The organism is Streptomyces sp. DI166, assembly GCF_900091315.1.
GTDB lineage: Bacteria > Actinomycetota > Actinomycetes > Streptomycetales > Streptomycetaceae > Streptomyces > Streptomyces fuscus.
On the sequence record NZ_FLSP01000008.1, the window covers coordinates 113,896 to 133,153 of the forward strand.

The 19,258-nt window shown below is 70.2% G+C and carries 16 protein-coding genes and 1 pseudogene; 13 read left to right on the forward strand and 4 right to left on the reverse strand.

Annotated elements, in window-relative coordinates:
- Window positions 1-4 precede the first annotated feature (4 nt).
- From GA0115233_RS40890 to GA0115233_RS06535, 13 genes are all read left to right on the forward strand, one after another.
- A complete protein-coding gene (locus GA0115233_RS40890; protein WP_176711658.1) occupies window positions 5-175 on the forward strand; it encodes a hypothetical protein in 171 nt (56 codons plus the stop codon).
- The gene (locus tag GA0115233_RS06480) at window positions 172-1,833 is read left to right on the forward strand and encodes a hypothetical protein (RefSeq protein ID WP_093719111.1); all 1,662 of its coding nucleotides are present in this window, start codon (window positions 172-174) and stop codon (window positions 1,831-1,833) included. Before GA0115233_RS40890 ends, GA0115233_RS06480 begins: the two co-directional genes overlap by 4 nt.
- A complete protein-coding gene (locus GA0115233_RS06485) occupies window positions 1,833-2,039 on the forward strand; it encodes a hypothetical protein (protein ID WP_093719112.1) in 207 nt (68 codons plus the stop codon). Before GA0115233_RS06480 ends, GA0115233_RS06485 begins: the two co-directional genes overlap by 1 nt.
- Window positions 2,027-2,716, forward strand: a complete 690-nt coding sequence (locus GA0115233_RS06490; RefSeq protein ID WP_093719113.1) for a hypothetical protein — start codon at window positions 2,027-2,029, stop codon at window positions 2,714-2,716. The genes GA0115233_RS06485 and GA0115233_RS06490 overlap by 13 nt, the downstream gene beginning before the upstream one ends.
- 2 nt (window positions 2,717-2,718) lie before the next feature.
- The gene (locus tag GA0115233_RS06495; RefSeq protein ID WP_093719114.1) at window positions 2,719-3,219 is read left to right on the forward strand and encodes a hypothetical protein; all 501 of its coding nucleotides are present in this window, start codon (window positions 2,719-2,721) and stop codon (window positions 3,217-3,219) included.
- A gap of 94 nt (window positions 3,220-3,313) precedes the next feature.
- On the forward strand, window positions 3,314-5,611 hold the full coding sequence (locus GA0115233_RS06500; RefSeq protein ID WP_093719115.1) for a hypothetical protein: 2,298 nt from the start codon (window positions 3,314-3,316) through the stop codon (window positions 5,609-5,611).
- A 208-nt stretch (window positions 5,612-5,819) separates the two neighbouring features.
- The gene (locus GA0115233_RS06505; RefSeq protein WP_093719116.1) at window positions 5,820-6,266 is read left to right on the forward strand and encodes a hypothetical protein; all 447 of its coding nucleotides are present in this window, start codon (window positions 5,820-5,822) and stop codon (window positions 6,264-6,266) included.
- 19 nt (window positions 6,267-6,285) lie between these two features.
- Window positions 6,286-6,504, forward strand: a complete 219-nt coding sequence (locus GA0115233_RS06510; RefSeq protein WP_093719117.1) for a hypothetical protein — start codon at window positions 6,286-6,288, stop codon at window positions 6,502-6,504.
- 104 nt (window positions 6,505-6,608) lie between these two features.
- A complete protein-coding gene (locus GA0115233_RS06515; RefSeq protein ID WP_093719118.1) occupies window positions 6,609-7,739 on the forward strand; it encodes a hypothetical protein in 1,131 nt (376 codons plus the stop codon).
- A gap of 64 nt (window positions 7,740-7,803) precedes the next feature.
- Entirely contained in the window at window positions 7,804-9,288 is a 1,485-nt protein-coding gene (locus GA0115233_RS06520) for a site-specific integrase (protein WP_093719119.1), read from the forward strand.
- Entirely contained in the window at window positions 9,285-12,068 is a 2,784-nt protein-coding gene (locus GA0115233_RS06525; protein WP_093719120.1) for a hypothetical protein, read from the forward strand. The genes GA0115233_RS06520 and GA0115233_RS06525 overlap by 4 nt, the downstream gene beginning before the upstream one ends.
- Window positions 12,068-14,167 carry a site-specific integrase gene (locus GA0115233_RS06530; RefSeq protein ID WP_093719121.1) on the forward strand — a complete coding sequence of 700 codons (2,100 nt, stop codon included), beginning with the start codon at window positions 12,068-12,070 and terminating at the stop codon, window positions 14,165-14,167. The genes GA0115233_RS06525 and GA0115233_RS06530 overlap by 1 nt, the downstream gene beginning before the upstream one ends.
- Window positions 14,164-14,574 (forward strand): hypothetical protein, encoded by a 411-nt coding sequence (locus tag GA0115233_RS06535; protein WP_093719122.1) that lies wholly within the window; start codon window positions 14,164-14,166, stop codon window positions 14,572-14,574. The genes GA0115233_RS06530 and GA0115233_RS06535 overlap by 4 nt, the downstream gene beginning before the upstream one ends.
- Before the next feature lie 135 nt (window positions 14,575-14,709).
- On the opposite strand, the gene GA0115233_RS41635 is transcribed toward GA0115233_RS06535, so the two are convergent.
- The 4 genes and pseudogenes from GA0115233_RS41635 to GA0115233_RS40895 all read right to left on the reverse strand — a co-directional run.
- Window positions 14,710-16,683 carry a DUF3732 domain-containing protein gene (locus GA0115233_RS41635; RefSeq protein WP_093719123.1) on the reverse strand — a complete coding sequence of 658 codons (1,974 nt, stop codon included), beginning with the start codon at window positions 16,681-16,683 and terminating at the stop codon, window positions 14,710-14,712.
- Between the two features lie 4 nt (window positions 16,684-16,687).
- Window positions 16,688-17,203, reverse strand: coding sequence for a three component ABC system middle component (locus GA0115233_RS06545; RefSeq protein ID WP_255310069.1), 516 nt, complete (start codon window positions 17,201-17,203; stop codon window positions 16,688-16,690).
- Between the two features lie 3 nt (window positions 17,204-17,206).
- Complete coding sequence (locus GA0115233_RS06550) at window positions 17,207-18,394, reverse strand: ABC-three component system protein (protein ID WP_093719124.1); 1,188 nt, start codon at window positions 18,392-18,394, stop codon at window positions 17,207-17,209.
- A 343-nt stretch (window positions 18,395-18,737) separates the two neighbouring features.
- A pseudogene (locus GA0115233_RS40895) lies at window positions 18,738-19,258 on the reverse strand (hypothetical protein); the annotation flags it as partial.

Genomic DNA, 19,258 nt, shown 5'->3' on the forward strand with positions numbered 1-19,258 from the left:
CTGCGTGCGCTCTTGGCAGGCGGCCATCGGCCGGGCCGAGCAGGCCCGCGCCGCCGCCAGTGCCGCCGAGCAGACCACCGCCCGCATGAAAGCGGCCCTGAGCAGGACGGACGCCGCGCGCGCCGCCGACCGTCTGGCCGCCACCTGGACACAGCAGGAAGAAGACCCCCGGTGACCGAGCACCACCGCGTACCGAACGTTCCGGGCGCCCACCGCGCCCACCTCATCGACACCCCGGCCCCGGAGCCCACGGCCGCCGACATCCTGGAGGCGGCCCACGCCGAGGCGGCCGACCTGCTGGCCGGCGCACGCCGCGAGGCCCAGACGCTCAGGCGGGAGGCGACCTCCGCCGCCGCTCGGGCCGAGGCCGACGCCGAGGGCGCCCAGCAGCGCAAACTCGTCGCGGACCTGCACGTCCAGCAGGCCCATCAGGCGGCCGAGAAGCAGATCGCCGCCGCCCACGTTGCCCTGGCCCAGGCCCGAGAGGCCGCCGAGGAGATCCTGGCCGACGCCCGCACCACGGCCTCCCGGATGCGGGAGGCCGCCCAGGAGGAGCTCCAGCGCATCGAGCAGCGGACGGAGACGCTGCGGGAGCAGGCCGACGCCCGGGCCCGCCGCTGTGAGCAGACTGCCGAATCCTTCCGGCAGGCCACCGAGGCGGAGGCGGCCCGGCTGCTTGCCGAGGCACAGCGCCGCGCCGAGGCCCTGGTGGCCGACGCCCAGCAGCAGGCCGACGACACCAGCCGGAAGGCCGAGGCGGCTCTGGCCCGCGCCCGTCAGGAGAAGAACGAGGCGGACGCGCTGCTGGAGCAGGCCCGCACCGAGGTCGAGCAGCGCCAGGAGCGCGGCGAGAGGCTGACGAAGAAGCTGCCAACGTTCGCACTGTTCGCCGCGATCGGACTGACGGCGTCGGGCGAGTGGCAGCTGGCCATGCTGGTCGGTTTCCCGGTGTGGGTGGCGCCACTGCTGCCGATCGCCATCGACGTCTACGTGGTCGCCGCCTTCCGGCGCCACCGCGACGCCTTCACTGCCATCAGCCTCATGGTGATCGCCAACGTACTGGTGCACCTCGCCGAGGCCGGGCTGTTCGGCGTCACCGGCACCGGTGAGGACATCAAGCCCACCTGGTGGCTGGTCGCCCTCGTCGTCTCCATCGGTCCGTTCGTCCTGTGGCGGGTCCACGCACTGCGCGACCAGCCCGCCACCGCTGCTGTACCGGCCGCGCCCCCGGAGGCGGAGGTGGCAGTCCAACCGGCTGCGCCCGCCGCCGTACCGCCTGCTCTGCCGCCCGGTACGGGAACCGGTAATCCCGGCGGTGAAGGCCCCGCTACCACCACCGGTGAAAGCACGGTTACCGACACCGGTAGTCCGAGCGGTGAAAGCCCCGTCACCGGTGGCGGTAACCCGAGCGGTGAAAGCGCGGCTACCGGCGGCGGTAACGCCGCTGCGTCCACCGGCAGCGCGAGCGGTAACGGCTCCGGTGACGAAGCCGGGTCCGCAAACGGCGGGCCCGCCCCTGTCACCGCTGGCGGCCCGTCCGGCGAGCCCCGTGCGGCAGCTGGCAGCCGCAGGCGCCGCACCGAGCGCCGGGCCTCACGAAACTCCGGTAACCGCGCGGCGCGTGGTGCCGGGCGCGAGGAACTGCGCGATGCGGTCCGGGCACGGATCACTGCTCTGCTCACCGACGGCCAGACGCCGTCGCCCACCGAGCTCGGCCGCGAGTTCGACGCGGATGCGGAGTGGGTCCGCAACCAGATCCGCGCGGTGAAGAAGACCCTCCCGGCCCAGTCGGCCACCGTCCCCGCCCGCCCCGCCACGGACGAGGAGGTCTGATGTTCTTCCGCCGTATCCGCCCCGCCCGCCGCCCCGCCGTCCGGCTGGTGCTGCCCCGACCGTCCCGTCCGCTGCCCGAGGTGCCGCCACTGCCGGAGGGCTGGCAGAGCGAGCCGGGGAACGGTGCCGAGCCGGACGCAGACGAGATCAAGGTGCGTGAGCGGCTGCTGGCCCTGCTCGGGGAGGTCGCGCGATGGCCTCGCTGAACAACACCACCGGGGCCGACGAGCCGTGGTGGGCCAGCGGGCAGACGGCCGAGCCGAGCCCGGTGGGCTGCTGGTCCCCCTGCCCGGTGGCCGCCGGCTGCCCGCTGCGTGCCGAAAGCGCGGTGCGCTGCGCGGTCACCGGCGACCAGCCGCCCCCGGCCCCGCCCGGCATGGCCCCGGACCTGGCCGAAGCCGTCAGCCACGACGTGGCGGTGGCCGTCACCGAGGCGGTCAGCCTGGCTGAGGTCGCAGCGGCCGTCGCCGACCGCGCCCCCAGCCGCGACGACGGCAACGACGTGGACTGGGGGCGGCTGCAGCCCGTCCGCAACCTGCTGTCCATCGCGGTGGCCACCCTCGTGCCCGTCAACCACACCACCGCCGCGCTCTGGGTCGCCGACAGCATCAGCCGCGGCGGGATCACCGCCCCCGTCTTCGCCCCGCTCGGTGCCGTGCTCGCCGGCACCGGCGCCGTCCTCCTCGGCCGCCTCGCCCCGGGCGTGATCGGCCTCGTGTGCGACCTGGCCTGGAAGGCGCTGGCCTGCACCGGCCGGGGCCTGGTGCGCCTGGTGCGCTCGCCCCGCGGCTGGATCATCACCCGCCCCGCGCTGTGGGCCGCCGGCATCGGCGTCCTGATCGTCTCCTGGCGCGCTGCCAACCACTTCCTGACTGGAGCTTGACCGTGTTCGACAACTCCCCCGCCAACGCCGGTTTCGGCGCCCTGGTCTTCGGCGCCATCGCCACCGTCGCGATCATCGCCGGGTTCAAGTACAAGCTGCTGCGCAACAAGAAGACGCTGATCCTGGTGGGCTTCTTCATGCTGCTGATCACCGTCAACTCCGGCGGATTCCTCGGCGAGATCGCAGGCGCCCTGCGCCACGGCATGAACGTCGCCGGGCAGGAAGCCGTGGACAAGACCGCCGGGGCCGCGACGGCCGCCAACCCGCCCCGCACCGCCGTCACCCCTGTCTCTGCCGGCGGCGCGGCCATCGGCATGACAGGCATCACCTGGTACGTCATCAAGCTCATCGCCGCTCGCGGCAAGCCCAAGGACTGGAAGGAAATGGTCGGCGGCACCCTCGTGGCCATCTGCTACGGCACCAGCCTGGGCTTCATGGGCTGGATCGTCAGCGCCACCACCCTGACCGGCAACAACATCGGCCTGTACGTCTTCGGCGGCTGAGCCGCCGCTCTCTCGCAGCGCCTCCGCCGCCGGAACCCGCGCCCCTTTTCCTCGTTTTTCTTCCTGCCCCGCGCATTTCTGGAGCACCCCAGCCATGACCAGCCACGACCACGGCCCCCTCCTGCCCGAAGTCATCGTGTATGACGGCGAGTTCGTCGACGATGACGCGGAGCCGCAGCCGGGCGCCGGCCCGGCACCGGCCGCAGCGCGCCGACAGACGGCCCGGCGCATCGCCCACGCGGCGGCCACCGCCGCCCGCTTCATCACCGGCCGCACCCTGCCCGGCCTGCGAAACGCCTGGGCCCTTACCGTGCATTGGGCCGCGCTGCGCTACATGACCGGCGACGAGATCCGCCGCCGCATCGTCAAGAAGCAGCTCGACCACTACACCGAGCGCCGCGACGACGCCCGCACCGCCCGGGACACCACGCTCAAGCAGATGTCCAAGCTGGTGGACAAGGCGGCCGACGACGGCCTGAGCGGCCCGGAGAAAAACCGTTTGCGCGATCTGGGGGCCGAGGCCGATCGCCGCCGCAACGGGCTGGCCGTCCTGAACGCCCTGCCGTTCACGCCGACCCAGCCCACCGCCGAGCAGATCACCCGGTGGCGCGGGAGTCGTGGCGCCGTCCGCTTCACCTGCCTGGTGGTACCCGCCCTGGGCGCCCTGGCCACCGTCACCGCCGCCGCCCCCCTGTCCGCGCTGATCACCGGCCCGGCCCTGCTCGGCGGCGGCTGGTGGCTCACCCGCCACCCGATCCCGCTCACCACTCGGCCCATCCCCGCCGAGCTGCTCATCCCCGAACTCGACGCGCCCGCCGACTACCAGCTCGACGAACCCCGCACCGCACCGCAGCCTGAGGCCAACCAGGCCGAGCCCGCCGAACCGTCGGCCGTCCAGGGAGAGGAGGAGCAGGAGCCCGGCTCGCTCGCCGAGGCCCGCACGGGCGAGCAGGCCGCCGCCGTGCTCGCCATCGCGATCCGGGCCGAGGGCCGGGACCTCGCCGAGGTAGCCAAAGCGGTCGAGGAGCCGTGGGGCTGGTCGTTCTACGTGCGGTTCTCCACCGGCAGCCCGGACGAGCTGAACAAGGACGACGTCTACAAGGGCCTGATCACCCGCCTGAGGCTGCGCCGCAACGGGCTGCTCGTCGAGGGCGACCCCGAGGCCGGGGACAGCGCGTTCGTCCGCGCCCTGCTGCGCGATCCCTTCTCGCCGGAGGTCGTCGGCCCGCTGCCGTACCGGCCGCCGCTGTCGATGTCCATTTTGGACGCGGCCGACTTCGGCGTGGCCATGGACGGCACCCCGCTGGTGTTCTCCTTGGCCGGGCTGATGATGCTGATGGTCGCCGATTCCGGCGGCGGCAAGTCCGGCGTCATGCTCGCGCTCGCCGAAGCCGCCACCGCCTGCCGCGACGCCGTGGTGTTCAACATCGACCCGGCCGGCACCGGCGTCGGCGCCCTGGGCGAGGCGATCACGCTGTCGGCGTGCATGGACGACGAGCTGATCCAGGCTGTGCTGGACTTCCTGCTTCAGTGGTGTGCGGCCCGCGCTCGCCAGCGCGCCCGCTACGGCTGGGGCAACAAGTGGCGGGTCAGCGAAGAGCACCCGGCCGTCGTGGTGTACGTCGACGAGTGGCCGCAGCTGAGCGACGAGGCCAAGGTGAAGCTGGTGCGCGCGATGCTGCTCGGCCGCAAGGAAGCCCTGTGGTTCGAGGCCGACAGCCAGTTCGGCACCCGTGAGCACCTCGGCCAGGCCATCGGACCCAAGCTGTCCACCCGCCTGCTGGGCGCCTGCCGCCGCGTGGACGTCACCGAACTCCTCGGCGGCGGCGCCATCGCCGAGGGCTACCGCGCGGACCTGTTGCAGGCCGCCACCCACACCCAGGTCAACGACGCCGGCCAGATCTACGCCCAGGGCCTGCCCGGCCTGCCCAACCGGCCCATCCGCTACAAGGTCCGCGAGGTCAGCGACGCCCAGGCCGCCCGGCTCGGCGCCGAACGCGCCGCCGCCGGACTGCCCGACCTGACCCACACCCTTACCGAGGCCGGGCTGTGGCAGACCTACCAGGATCTGCTCGCCCGCTGCCGCGCCGACACCACGCCGCCGCCCGCGCCGGCCATCCTGCTCACCGTGCGCGAAGCCTTCCGCGCCGAGCACGATCCCGATGCCCTGACCGTCGCCCAGCTCGCCGAGCACCTGCGCGCCGACGACGCCGACCGGTGGGGCCGGTGGGACAACCGCGCCGACCGGCTCGCCATGATCGGCCGCCACCTGCGCAAGGCGCTCACCGACGCCGGGGTGGAACTGGCCTCCACCCGGCTGCGGCACCTGTCCGGCGAGCCCACCGGCTACCTCCTGTCCGACGTCAGGACCGCGCTCACGGCGTTTTCGTGACCTGCCCGCGGCCTGCCGCCGCATTGCCGGTCCGGCAGGCCGGCGGCAGGCCGTCGTACAGGTTCTGACCTGCGGCGACAGGTTCCGCAGGCCAATCGTGCCCACCCCCGCTTCCGGCCGGTTTCGCCGCTCCCGGACCTGCCTGTCCGGGCGCGCCGTGACCGCCCGGCTGCCTGGCCGAGCCCCTACCGCTTGTTGCGAGGAGACCGTGACCAACCCCGACACCCACACCGCGTACGAGCGGTGGAAGGCGCTGCAGCCGATCACCCGCCCCGGCGACGTGCCGATTACGACGCCGATCGCGTGGATGGAAAACCGCCGCGGCGACCATTCGCTGGCGCTGATGCTCAGCCGCAGTGATCCCACCCGACACGGCGCCACCGACGCGCTGGCCTGCCTCGCCCTGGGCGAGGCCATCCGCACCGAGCTGGGCCACTACCGCGGCTCGCTCGTCCACGACGCCCGCCGCCGCGGCGCCACCTGGCAGCAGATCGCCGACGCGCTCGACACCGACGTGGACACCGCTCAGCAGCTGCTGAGCGACTGGGCCGACGGCCAGCACCGCCTCTACCAGTCCACCCCCGCCGGCGGCCACCGCATCGGCCTGAGCACTGCCGACCACCAGGCCGTCCTGGACCTCATCCCTGACCACTGATCTTCAAGGAGAGAGCACCGTGACCTCCCGCACCCCGGCCGTCTTCGCCACCACCGGCGGCGCCCAGCCCGTCAATGTCCGGCTGATGGGCGCCGACCGCGCCATCCGCACGCTGGTCGCCGCCCTCCGGCAGGCCACCGCCTGCGGCCCGGCCAGCTACCGGCCCATGCGCGACGGCAACGGCACCCGCGCCTACCTGTCGGTCATCGTCCCCGCCGAGACGGCACCGGGCCTGTGACCCACCGCCCGCTGACCGGCGCCGCCCATCCCGCCCGGCGACCTTGACCGGGCCTGTCACCTACCCGATCTGCGGCACTCCGCCGCCCTGCTGAAAGGCTTCCCATGCCTGAGAACACCCCCGGCCCCGTCGTCCGCTTCCGCCCGGCGGTCGGCCGTGAACGCACCTACGACTTCGCCCAGCTGCCCTGCCCGCCGCTGCACGCACCGCTGGCCGCCGCCCTGGAGGCCCGCCTGGCCCCGGCCGGCGGGATGCTCACCCTCGCCAGCGCGGACACCTACTTCGGGACCATCCGCCGCTTCCTGTCCTTCCTGAGCATGCAGGACAAGCCGCTTGCGTGCCTGGCCGATGTGGAGCCCGACCACCTGTACACCTACCGCGAACTCGAGGGGGCCACCCGCACGGCGGCGGGCATCGGGCGTGAACTCGCCCAACTGTGCCGCCTGCTGCAGGACGCCCCGTACGGGTCCCTGCACCCCAAGGTGTGGGACCTGGTCAAGGCCCCCCGGAAGATCACCGGGCCGATGCCGCCCCGGACCCCGGTGCCGCTCTACTCCCAGCGCGAGTACACCGCGCTGCTCCAGACGGCCCGCACCGACGCGGCCCGGATCACCGCCCGCCTCACCGCGTCCGAACAGCTCCTGGCCGCGTTCCGCGCCGCCCCGGACACGCTCGGCAAGGAGGAGCTGGACACGGCCCGCCTGCTGGAGGCGATGGACCGCACCGGCCGCATCCCCCACGTCGAAGGCCGGCGCAAGCAGGACACGGCGCGGCTGCTCTTCCTCACCTTGGCCGACGCGGCCCCACTGTTCGTGCTGTCCCTGGCCCTGGGCCGACTGCGGGTCACCGAGGCGGTCGACCTGCCTGCCCAGCACATGGTGGCCAACGGCCACGTCGACGTCCGTATCACCCAGCGCAAGGTGGGCCCCGTGCAGTGCACGTGGGAGATCCGGGGCGAGGGCCACGACCCGCTGGCCCGCGCGGGCGACTTCTACCTCCTGCTGCACCGGCTCACCGCGCGCAGCCGCCGATTCTCCGGCACACCGCAGCTGTGGAACCTGTGGACCGGCCGCAGCGCCAACCTCAGCGGCCACGCCCCGCTTTCGCGCAACTCCGTCTCGCCGCTGCTGCACACCTGGGCCCACCGGCGCCACCTGACCGCCGACGACGGCCAGCCCCTCACCGTGCAGATGCCCCGGCTGCGGGCCACCGCCAAGGCCCTCGCCCGGGGCTGATCCGGCCATTCCCCCCGGGCGGGCTGCCCGGCTCCTTCTCCACAGCAACACGACGACTGGAACCATGACCGAACTTCTCTGGCGGGTGTTCTACACCCGCCGCGACCTGCCCCGGCCGCAAACAGCGGACCCGCTGATCGACACCCTGTGGGATCTCGACGAGTGGCTGCACGACCACAAGGTCCTCGACGGCACCCCCTACCTGATCAGCCCCGACGGCCGCTACGACACCCAGCTGAACGAGTACTTCACCACGGAGCTGGCCGGCTCCCCGGAGGACACCCAGCGCGCCCACGCCTCCGACCTGAAGCTGTGGCTGAACTTCCTTTGGCGCAGCCGGAACCGCACGGACTGGCGTCATGCCACGCCCCAGGACCGCGCCGCGTACAAGCAGTGGCGTACGGCGGACCCGCGCGGCCCGCACGTCGACTGGACCACCTGGGACCGGGAGGTGGCCTCGGTCAACTCCTTCTACAAGTGGGCCGTCCACCCGCGCCGGAAGTACGCGGCGGAGAACCCGATCGTGCAGCGCGAGAGCCGCGCCCGCGACGCCCATGGCCGCCGCGGCGGCGGCCAGACCCCGGCGGAGGCTTCCCACACTGGGCCGCGCAAGGAGGTCGTCTGGCTCACCCCGCACATGTACCGCACGTGGCGGGACTTGGGCCTGCGCGGTCTGACCTGCGAGGGGCTGGCCGACCGCTCGTTCCGCGGCCGGTTCGCCGCCCGCAACGGCACCTATTGCGATCTGATGATCCGTACCGGTCTGCGGTTGTGCGAGCAGACCTCGCTGTCCGTCTTCGAGCTGCCGCACCCGGTGCCGGGCCAGCAGAACGTGCGGACCTGGCTGCCGTGGCGGATCGCGAAATGGGGCTCCGCGAGGTGGGTGTACCTGCCCGCCTCCTCGCTCAAGGCGGTGTGGGACTACGTCGAGATGGAGCGGGCCGAGGCGATCGAGGACGCCCGCGACGCCGGCGTGTACGACCGCATCCGGGACCCGCTCATCATCACCGACCGCGCCAAGCCGTTCGTCATGGTCGACGGTGAGCGGCTGACCGTGGACCAGCTCGGGCATGCCGAGCGGCGACGGCTGCTGATCGACACCCCGGACGGGCTGGAGCCCGCCGCACTGTGGATCAACGAGAACGGCCTGCCCAGCAAGGGCTCGTGCTGGCAGGAAGTGTTCAAGACGGCCAACAAGCGCACCCGGCGGCTCCGCCTGGCGGTGCGGGCCCATCCGCATGCCCTGCGCCACTCCTACGCCGTCATCACCCTCGAACAGCTGTGGCGGGGCCACATCCAGGACCTGGCCGAGATGAATCCCGCCCAGCGGCGCACCCACCAGATGATCTTCGGCGATCCGCTCAACTGGGTTCGCCTTCGGCTCGGACACCGCAGCGTCACCACCACGCTCCGGTACCTGCACGCGCTGCAGGAGCTGGAGCTGGAGACCCGCCTCGCCCTGATTCCGAACGACTGGGAGCCCACCGGCGTCGACTCCGACGAGTCGGAGCCCGGGGCCGACCACGACCTGGAGGTTTTCTCCCGATGACCGACACCATGGCCACCGCCGAGGCCTCCGACAACTCGCTCAGCCGCCGCGTCGCCGTGGCCGACGGTGCGGCCGTGTCCTTCGCGGAAGAGCGGTCCGGGGTGATCCGCACCTACGACCTCGCCGCGCTGCCGATGCCGCCCTGGCACGACGTCCTGGCCCGTGCGTTCACCGATGTGCTCAACCTCGGCGCGATCCGGACGTTCAAGAGCGCCGATGCCGCGTTCTGGCCCATCGGCCGCTTCCTGTCGTATCTGGAGTCCCTGGAGCAGATCCCTCGCACCCTGTCCGACCTGACGCCCGGGCACCTGGACGGCTACTACCTGCACGAGCTGGGCCCGACCACGCAGAAGGCGGCACGCGCGCAGATGTGGCAGATCGGGCGGCTGCTGCGGCACGTCGAGCCCGCCACGATGCTGTCCATCGACATGCGGGCCTACCTCGCCAAGGCCCGCCAGACACCGACGATCCCCGCGCAGGCGACCCTTCCCGGCAATCCGCTGGTGGTGCAGTTCACCGACCACGACGGCGTCATGTTCGACTTCGACTTCGCCACCCTGCCGTTCCCGGCCTGGCACGCCACGCTCGCGGGCGCGTTCACGGCGATGCTTCAGGCCGCCCAGGGCACCTCGCGCCGGACCGCCCAGCGGCCGTTCGACGCCCTGCGGCGCTTCCTGACCGGGCTGGAAGCTCTCCCTCAGCCGCCGGCCTCGCTCGGCGAGGTGACGGTGGAGCACTTGGAGGACTTCCACCAGCGGGTGCGGGCCGAACTCGCTCCCGGCGCCCAGCCGATCCATTTCACCAGCCTGCGGCGGCTGCTGATGCACATCTCGCCCTACGAGCAGCTGTCCACCGAGCTGCGGCACCGGCTGGAGCAGATCACCTACCAGCCCGAAGGCCCCGCAGAGATGTCCCGGCCGGCGCGTCCGGGCACCGGACGCACCTCCGTCATGCCCGACGGCCCCTACGAGGCGCCCGCACCGCCCGAGGAGGCGGCCCGGACGCTCAAGGTGCACTTCACCGGCGAGGACGGCCGCACCTTCGAGTACGACATCTCCAAGCTGCGCCACCCGCCCTTCCACCCCTACTTCGCTTCCGCGTTCGCCCACCGCACCGGCCCTACCGGCACCTTGCGCACCCGGGCCAGCGCGGATGGCGACTTCACCGCCATGCGGCAGTTCCTCGGCTTCATCGCCGCCCTGCCCAACCCGCCCAAGAGCATCGGCGAGCTGTCGCCCCGCCATCTGGAGCGCTTCCGGTTCGAGAAGCTGAGGACCACCACCGAGGCCGGCGTGCGCACCCAGATGGTGCTCATCCACGCCATCCTGCGGGCGATCACGCCCCGCGACGTGCTGTCGGAGGACCTGCGCGAGTACCTGGGACGCCGCAACCTGGTCAGCAAGCTCAAGACCGCCCCCGTCCCCGGCTACTCCGACCGCGAGTTCAAGGCCATCCTGACCGCCGCCCGCAGCGACGTCGTCGCCATCCGCGACCGCATCCGCACAGGCGAGAAACTCCTGGCCACCTACCGCGCCGCCCCGGACAGCCTCAGCGCGGACGACCAGGTGCTGGGCATGCACCTGGACGAGATGGACCGCACCGGCCGCGTTCCGCTTGCCCGGTCCACCGACCAGCTGTGGCAGAACGTGATGAAGGGCCGCCTCACCATGGCACGGCGCCTGTTCCTCACCGACCCCGACATCACCCCGCTCCTCGTTCTCGGCGCGTGCCTGACCGGCCGCAACGGCGAGACACTCAAGGAACTGCCCCCCACCCACCGGCTGGTGGAAGACCGAGCCGTGGCCATCACCCTGACCAAGCGCCGCCGGGGCAAGAGCGAAACCCGGGAGACCGTCTACTGGGAGACCGGCACCAGCGACAGCCGCCAACTGCACACCCCCGGCGGCTTCTACCTCCTGCTGCACCAGCTCACCGACCGCGGCCGGCGCTTCTCCGGCGGCAGGCGGATCTGGAGCATCTGGGCCGGGCTCTCCGGCGCCCGCGGCTACAACTGGGACTCCAAGGACGTCAACTTCGGCCACGTGGACCCCTTCGCCTCCAGCCTGGCCCGCGTGCTCAACCTCAGCGAGTGGGGCACCCGCCACGGCCTGACCAGCGACGACGGCAAGCCGCTGAAGATCACCATCAACCGGATCAAGACCACGGTCGAGGTGCGCACCACCAAGGCCATGGGCGGCCACCTGCCCTCCGCCTCCCGCACGAACACCCTGGACGTCTCCTTCCAGCACTACCTGCAGGGCGATCCCGTCGTACGGGCCTGGGCCGAGGAGATCATGACCACGGCCCTGGAACAGGCCGAGAGCACCGCCCGCCAGTTCAAGCCCCGCGTCCTGGACACGGCCACCGAGCAGGCCTTGCGCGACGGCAGCCGCACCGCCGACGCCCTCGGCATCACCCCCCAGGTCCTCAGCGAGACCCTGGACGGCAAGCGCGACACCCTCGCCAACGCCTGCCTGGACATCGAGCACGGCCCGTTCGACGAAGGCCGCTGCGGCGTGTCGTTCCTGACCTGCCTGCGCTGCCCGAACGCGCTGATCACCCACCAGCACCTGCCCGCCTTGCTGGCGCTGGTCGAGGAACTGGAGCACGCCCGCCAGCAGATGCCCCTGGACGCGTGGGTCACCGAGCACGGCCGGACCTGGCTCGCGCTCACCCGCCTGATCCTGCCGCAGTTCACCGACGCCGAGCGTGCCCAGGCCGCCAAGTCCAAGCCCGCCGAACTCGTCCTGGACCTCCTCGACGGCCCGAAGGAAAGCTGATGACCACCGCCGTACCCGCCGCCCTCGGCGGCATCCCCGACGACGCCCTGGTGCTGGCCAACCGGCCCCTGGCTCCGCACATCGACCTCGCCGCCACCTCACGTTTCGGCGACGACAAATGGGACCTGTCCCCATGCCAGCACCAGGCACACCAAAACGCGCTGACCATCAACTTCCTCACCCTGCCCACCCAGTTCCGGCAGGCCGCCAAGGAACTGTGCTTCGCGATGCTGCGCAACGACCTCCCCGAAGGGGAAAAGGAGATGCGTGTCAGAACGATCCGCAGCATGGTCTCCGACCTGAAGGAGTTCCTCGACTGGGCCAATGAGCGCGGCATCCGAGCCCTGCGCGAGATCACCGCGGACGACATCGACGCCTACCGCCTGCGCGTAGAGGCCCGGCGTCACACAGCGAACACGGTCGGCCGCAAGCGCCGGGCCGTCTGCAACCTGTGGTACTTCCGCCGCAAGCTGATCTCCGACGCACTCAGCATCGACCCCGTCAGCGCCTGGCCCGAGATCAAGGGCCCTCGCCGCCGCCCCGCAGCCGGACCCGAGAACACCACCGACCGCATCCCCGAACAGGTCCTGGCCCCGCTCCTGCTGTGGGCCCTGCGCTGGGTCGAGGAGTTCGCCGACGACGTCATCCGTGCCCAGGCCGACTGGCTCGCCCTGCGAGAGCGGAAAACCGGCTATATGGGCATCGTCGACGGCACCACCCCGCACGAGCGGGTCACCGCCCTCCTGCAGGAATACAGGGCCACCCGCCGCCCCCTGCCGCGCGGCGGGTACAAGCACCGGCGGCCCCCGGTCAACGTCATCCACCTGTGCCGCCAGGCGAACGTGGACACCACCACGCTCAACCGCGAACCGTTCTGGTCGATGATCACCGAGGCGATCGACGAACTCGGCCTGGACGACTCCACCTACATGACCACCGAGATCCGTGGCCGACTCGACGGCCAGCCCTGGCTGCGCGGTATCCGCTACGACGACGTCACCCGCTTCACCAACCGCCTCCAGATCGCCTGCTACATCGTGATCGCCTACCTGTCCGGCATGCGCGAGGCCGAGATCAAGCACATGAAGCGCGGCTGCCTGTCCGTCATGCGCGACGAGGACGGCCGCCCCGTGCGGTACAAAGTCACCAGCCAGGCATTCAAGGGCGAGGACACCCCGGCTGGCACCGAGGCCACCTGGGTCGTCAGCGCCTCCGTGGCCACCGCCGTCCGCGCTCTGGAGCGGCTGCAGCCGCCCAGCCAGGACATGCTGTTCGCCCATCCTCCTGCCAGTCGCAGCGGCGAAATGGGCTCCAGCCCCAACTCCGTCATGGGCGTCAACGCCACCATCGAGGGCATGGCCAGGCTCGTGAAGTGGATCAACGAATACTGCGCCGAGCACGGACGAGACGATGCCATCCCGCAGGTCAATGGCAAGGACTGGCGCCTGGTCACCAAGCAGTTCCGCCGTACCCTGGCGTGGACGATCGCCCGGCAGCCCGGCGGCACCATCGCCGGAGCCATCCAGTACCGCCACCACTCGGTGCAAATGTTCGAGGGATACGCCGGCACCTCGGCCTCCGGATTCCGGCACGAGGTAGAGGCCGAGCAGGCCATCGCCCGCGGCGAACAGCTGGGCGACATTATCCTCAACCCCGCCCCGCAGCGACTGACCGGCCCCGCCGCCGAAGAGGCCGAAGCCCGTCTCGCCGCACTCGAAAACGAGGTCCAGTTCGCCGGGAAAGTCATCACCGACCGCAAGCGCCTGGCACGGTTCATGCAGCGGCACGACCCCCGCATCTACCCCGGCCAGTTCGTCACCTGCGTCTACAACCCCGACAAGGCCCTGTGCCGTCGACGAGACGGCGCCGACGGCCCGTCCTTGCCGGACTGCCAACCGCTCAAGTGCCGCAACGTCGCCATCACCGCCGACAACGCCCAGACGTTCCTCGCCTGGCTCCAGCGCCTCGAACGCGCGCTCGCCAACGGCTCCGTCGCGCCGTACGTCCGCGACCGCATGGAACAGCGCCGCACCGAACTCACCGAGTTCCTCACAACCAACAACATCCCCACCAGCATGACCAAGGAGACCGTACGGTGACCCGGCCGACCCTCACCGACGACGAAGTCCAGCTCGCCATGGACCTGGTGTTCCGTGAGGCTCAGGAAGCCGGTCGGCACCCGACCATCACGGCCGTGGAGAAACGCCTGGACATCAAGCACGCCACCTTCTACCGGAACTACCCCCATCTGATCGCCACGTTCAAGGAGCGGGCTGACGCCCTGCGCAACGCCCCATGCGAACCAGCCTCGGACTCCGAGCAGAAGAAGACCTCGGAGGACACCATCGCCGGCCTCCGGCGCGAGGTCACTCAGCTCCGCCGCACCGTCGCCATCTACGCCGAGGCCCTTCGCCAGCTCACCCTCGATTACGAGGAAATGCGATGCCAAGTCCAGCAATCTTCACAGGTAACAGACCTCTCGGCCCACCGTAGCCGTCGGCATTAAATGTCGAGTTCAAGACCCACAGCGCGGAGGCGCCGCCCATCCGTTGGGCGACGCCTCCGCGCAGTACAGATCAGTGGATCATCACCCAAGACCTGGCCCAGGCAGCAGAGCCGCGCCCTGCCCGAGCAATGAGTGTCACGACGACTCTCCGGAGGCCTGGGCGGCTTGGTCGATCCATTCCTGAGGGATGAGCTTCTCGCCGTGGCGCCAGTTGTGGACCACGGAGTCCTGGAACCAGTCCTCGGCAAGGTTGGCGTGGTCACAGATGATTACCTGCAGGTCAGGGGCGAGCTCGCGCACCACGTCGTAGATGAGGCGGAACAGTCGGCTCACGGCCTCGCGGTCGCTATCGCTGCGCGGTTCGCCCGAGCGTTGATCGACCTCAGAGCGATACCAGGCCTGTGTAGGTTGGTCGAGCATCAAGATCCTCGGAACGGGCCTGTGCTGGCGGACGAAGTAGCGGTGCAGCGCAAGGTGGGCGACGAGGTGGTAGCCGACCCAGTTCTCGCCGCTTCCGATGCGAAAGAGCGGTGCCGGCCCTTGTTCGGTGTCAGCAACGACAGTAAGGCGGCTCAGGTCCAGGCGCACGCTGCTCCCGCCGTGCTCGAGCTGGAGCCGGTTCGCCCACGCAGTCATGTCCTGGCTGACCGCCACCAGCCGGGAGGTAACCTGCTCGCGTTCCTCCGCAGGGTCGAGTTCGGCCTCCAAAGCGCTGACTCGCCCCTGCGCGAACTCCAGCAGTTGCCTCAGCCGCTGGAGCTCCGTGTCCGAGGCCGCAGGCAGGGACGCGAGGGTGGCGTGGATGCGCCCTCGCATGAAATTGCGCGCTGCGTCTTGGGGCAGTTGGTCGGCGGCGGAAGTCGCTGCGGTGAGCTGGCGCAGGGCCGCCTCGACGCTGCGTAGCTGGCCGCGAAGGTCGTCGGCCCGTTCGTCCAGAGCCGTCAGCGCGGCGCGGCGAGCCGGGCGGGCCGCCTCAATTCCGTTCATCTGATCGCTCAGTCGGCGCAGGTGCTGGTCCAGATCGGCGACCGATGGATCGGGATTGGTCATGGTGCTGCCGCACAGCGCGCAGGTTGTGAGAGGGCTGCTGCTGTCAGGGGTTAGGCCCAGCAGGTGCAGGCTGGCCAGCCTGGCGGTCTGGGTGCGCACAGCGCCCTCGAAGCCGACCTCGGTCGATTCCTGCTGTAGCAGGATCTCCCGCTCGGCTGCGACACCGCGCAGCTGGTTGCGCAGGTTGTCGCGTGTCTGCAGCAACTGATCCCTGCGTGTGGCGGTCTCCCTGTCGGTCGCGGGGGCTGGCCCGGAATCTGCGGGAGCGATTGACGCCTGCAGTTCGGCGACGGCAGCGGCACGCTCGGGCTCTTCGAGGGTTGCCACCATGCCGAGTGCGTACGCTTCCTGCCACAGCGCTGACAGGGTTGCTCCGGCAAGCTGGGCGGTCTCCTGGGCTCTGCGGTAGGCAGCCTCGGCAGTTTTTAGGTCGCGTTTTGCTGCGGAGAGTTGAGCGCGCCGCAGTGCCTGGTCGCGGGGCACAGCGCCAAGGAAGTAGGGGATCGTGTCCTTCAGGGTCTGAGCCATGCCCTGCTCACCCTGCCGGTGGAACAGGAAGTTCGGGTCGGCGATCTCACTCTGCCGTTGCAGGCAGAGCAATGCGGCATGGCCGAGATGAGCTTCTACGTTTTGACGGGCGGACCCGGGCGGAGGTTCGTGGAGGTTCTCCTCAATACCGATCCTGCGCCCAAGCTGCTCGCGGACCGCGTTGGAGTCCACGTCGGCTTCCAGCTCCTCGAACTCCAGCGCCTCCAGGTCGGTGCCGAACCGCAGCATGGCGCGCTGCGTCGAACTCCTACCCGGTAGTGGGGCCGGGCGGGCGACGAATGCCCGGCCGCCGCCCAGGTCGAGCAGCGCCGCGTACCAGGCGACGGTCTGGGTGATCGGCCCGATGGGCATCTGGAGACTGTCGCGTCCGAGGCAGTACTCCAGGATGTCCAGCAGGGCGCTCTTGCCGGTCTTGGACTCGCCGGTGACGACGTTCATCGCACCGGGCTGGAACTCCAGGATCCGCCGGTCACCGGTGTTGCTGTAGAGGATGATCGCGAGCAGCTGCACCGGATCAGGGTGCCACGCCCAGCAGCGCAAGCACAGTTGCCGGACTGTCGGTCTTCGCTAGCCACCGGCCCACGAGGTTGGCCTTGCGCAGGACCTCGTTGAGCTGAGGCGGAGGGCGCACTCCGCGCGGCCGCTTGCGCGGGACGGCGGACAGGCGGTCCCGGTCAAGGCTGAGCACGTCATGTGCCAGTCCGAAGCGAATGCCAGCCCTGACCGGTTCCACGAGACTGACCGCACGCTGTGGGAGCCCTGCGCGCAACACCGGGTTTCGTGACACCCAGGTGGCCAAGTGCGTGGCTGTGGATGCCGGGAGGGCTTCGCGGGTGCCCCGGTGCAGCGCGAGCGGGGCGGCGACGAACGACAGCACCACAGGAACGCCTTGACTCGTCTCCTTGGCGTGTCCCTCGGCGGTACTCGCCAGCAGCGCGGCGATCAGTGCCGGATTGAGCATCGCCGCGACGACGGAGGGTTGCTCACTCCACCCAGTCATCCGCGATTCCCCCTGATCGTTCGCATGCACGACTCAGGCGTGCACGTGCAGCAACTGCTTGATGCGGTCCTCAAATTCAGGATGCCATCCGACCTTGCCGGCGTCAGCCAGTACATGGCGGTGGCCGCGGGCGAAGAATGGGTCGTTGTAGCGGGAGCGGACGGTGATGGCCGTCTGCCCCAACAAGGTACGTAGCAGACTCCGGCCTGCTGCCTGCCTGGCCTTCTCGTCCGCGTCCTCAGCGAGTCCCTCCGTCATCCACTCAAACTCACGCTCCCACTCATCGATCAACTCGGCTTCGAAGCGTTCGAGTTCTGCAATGCCGATGAGGTCCTCGTCCACCCACTGCGCCGCCTGGGTGTAGGCCCGGTAGTAGTCGACGATCGCCTTCTGCAGGTTTCGGGGAGGGTAAGCGACCCACTCCATTTGCTGGACGAACGGACGGGTACGGTGCTGCTCACCGATCTCGTCCTCGTTGACATCCAGCAGGTGCACCAGCGTGGGCAGATTTTCGCTGGTGAACTGATCCCGGATCTCTGCGATCGCGGCCTGGGCAGATCCCACGTCCAAGCTGGTCAGGCGGCCCTGCAGCAGAGCCAGTGCTTGGCTATCCCACCACTTCCATACCATGGCCATGAAGAGTTCCTCGTGGCCGGTAGGCAGCGTCCACTGCAGAGCAGTCCGGGCTGCGTCATGCACCTCCTCGACGTGTGGAGAGCCGTCGGTCACGCGGATGCGGTGAACGAACGTGCGCCGCACCGAAGTGCCGAGCGCAAGGAACTGGCGACGCGTGTCACGCGTTTCACCCGATCCCTCCTCGGCGGCTACTGCTTCCAGAATCTTCAGAGCCGCCGCCTCATCCCGGTCCTGGGTCCGAAGGAAGGCCATAGCACTTCCCGGCGCCGCCGTCTGCGTGGTCACCAGGACCAGAGATGGGCCGCTGACATCTCCAGGCGAAGACTCATCCATCCACACCTGGATGGTCTTCCACACGTCCACCGCCCGGTCGGTCAGCCGCCGGGTCTTCCCCTTGTGGTGTTTGACCTGCAGCAACTCAGTGGGTGTCCCCGACACGTCCCAGGCGATGTCGTCGTACATCTCCAGCGTGAGGGAGGAATCCGGACGCTCGGGTCCAGAACGCAGCAGCTCCACCAGCGCCCACCAGGTCTGATGCTGGTAACCAACCGCGCTGTGAGCGGCGTCGTGTGATCCCTGGGCCATGTCCCTGAGTCTCCAACAGCGCAAAGCGCCAAGTCCAGACGACAAACTGGACATCAACGGAACGTTCGATCTATTCGAAAATGGTAGACGCTCAACAAGCCACTCGGTTCCAAGGCAACAGACAGCCCCGCCCCGAGGACGTCCGGCCGACATCAGTCCGCCGCCTGGCAGCGGGGCAACGCTCCCGCCCCGCATGCGCGCCATGGACGAGCCACCCGTTTGGCCCACTCGCCTGCAGCCCACGCACGAGAGCCCGCGCCGACGGCCGGCGCGGGCTGTTCTCTCTCTTCGTCTGTCACTCTGTGAAACTACGGCATGGTGAGCCTGGGATGCCCTGCCCGCCTCAGAAGCGCGTATGACCCAGTGTGTCGGCGGCCCTTAGGGCCTTGTCGGCGGCCCCTGAGAGGATCTTCGCGTTGTCCGGGAGGTTCACCAGGGCGTCGGCGGCCTTCAGGGCCTTGTCGGCAGCCCGCCAAAGGATCCGCGCATTGTCCCCGAGGTTCACAAGCGAGTCGGCGGCGTCTGCGAGGGTGTCAGCGCCGTCTGTCAGGTTCCTGAGGGCACTGGCCGCGCTGGCCAGGGTGTTCGCGCTGTCCTCCAGGTTCTTAAGGCTGTCAGCAGCGTTGGCCAGGGTGTTCGCGCTGTCTTCCAAATTGGCGAAGGTACGCGCTGACTTGTGCAGCATCTCGATCCCGTCCTGTGAGATGCCGAAGCCGTGGACCCTCGGGTCTGCCAGCTCCTTGGTGACGGCCTTGAGCAGGGCGGCGAGTTCCGGAGCGGTCTTGGCGAATTCGTCCAGGGCGGGTTCAATGCGGTCGACAAGCTCGCTTTGAGCAGTGGCGATCATCTCGCCGAGCTCGGCCC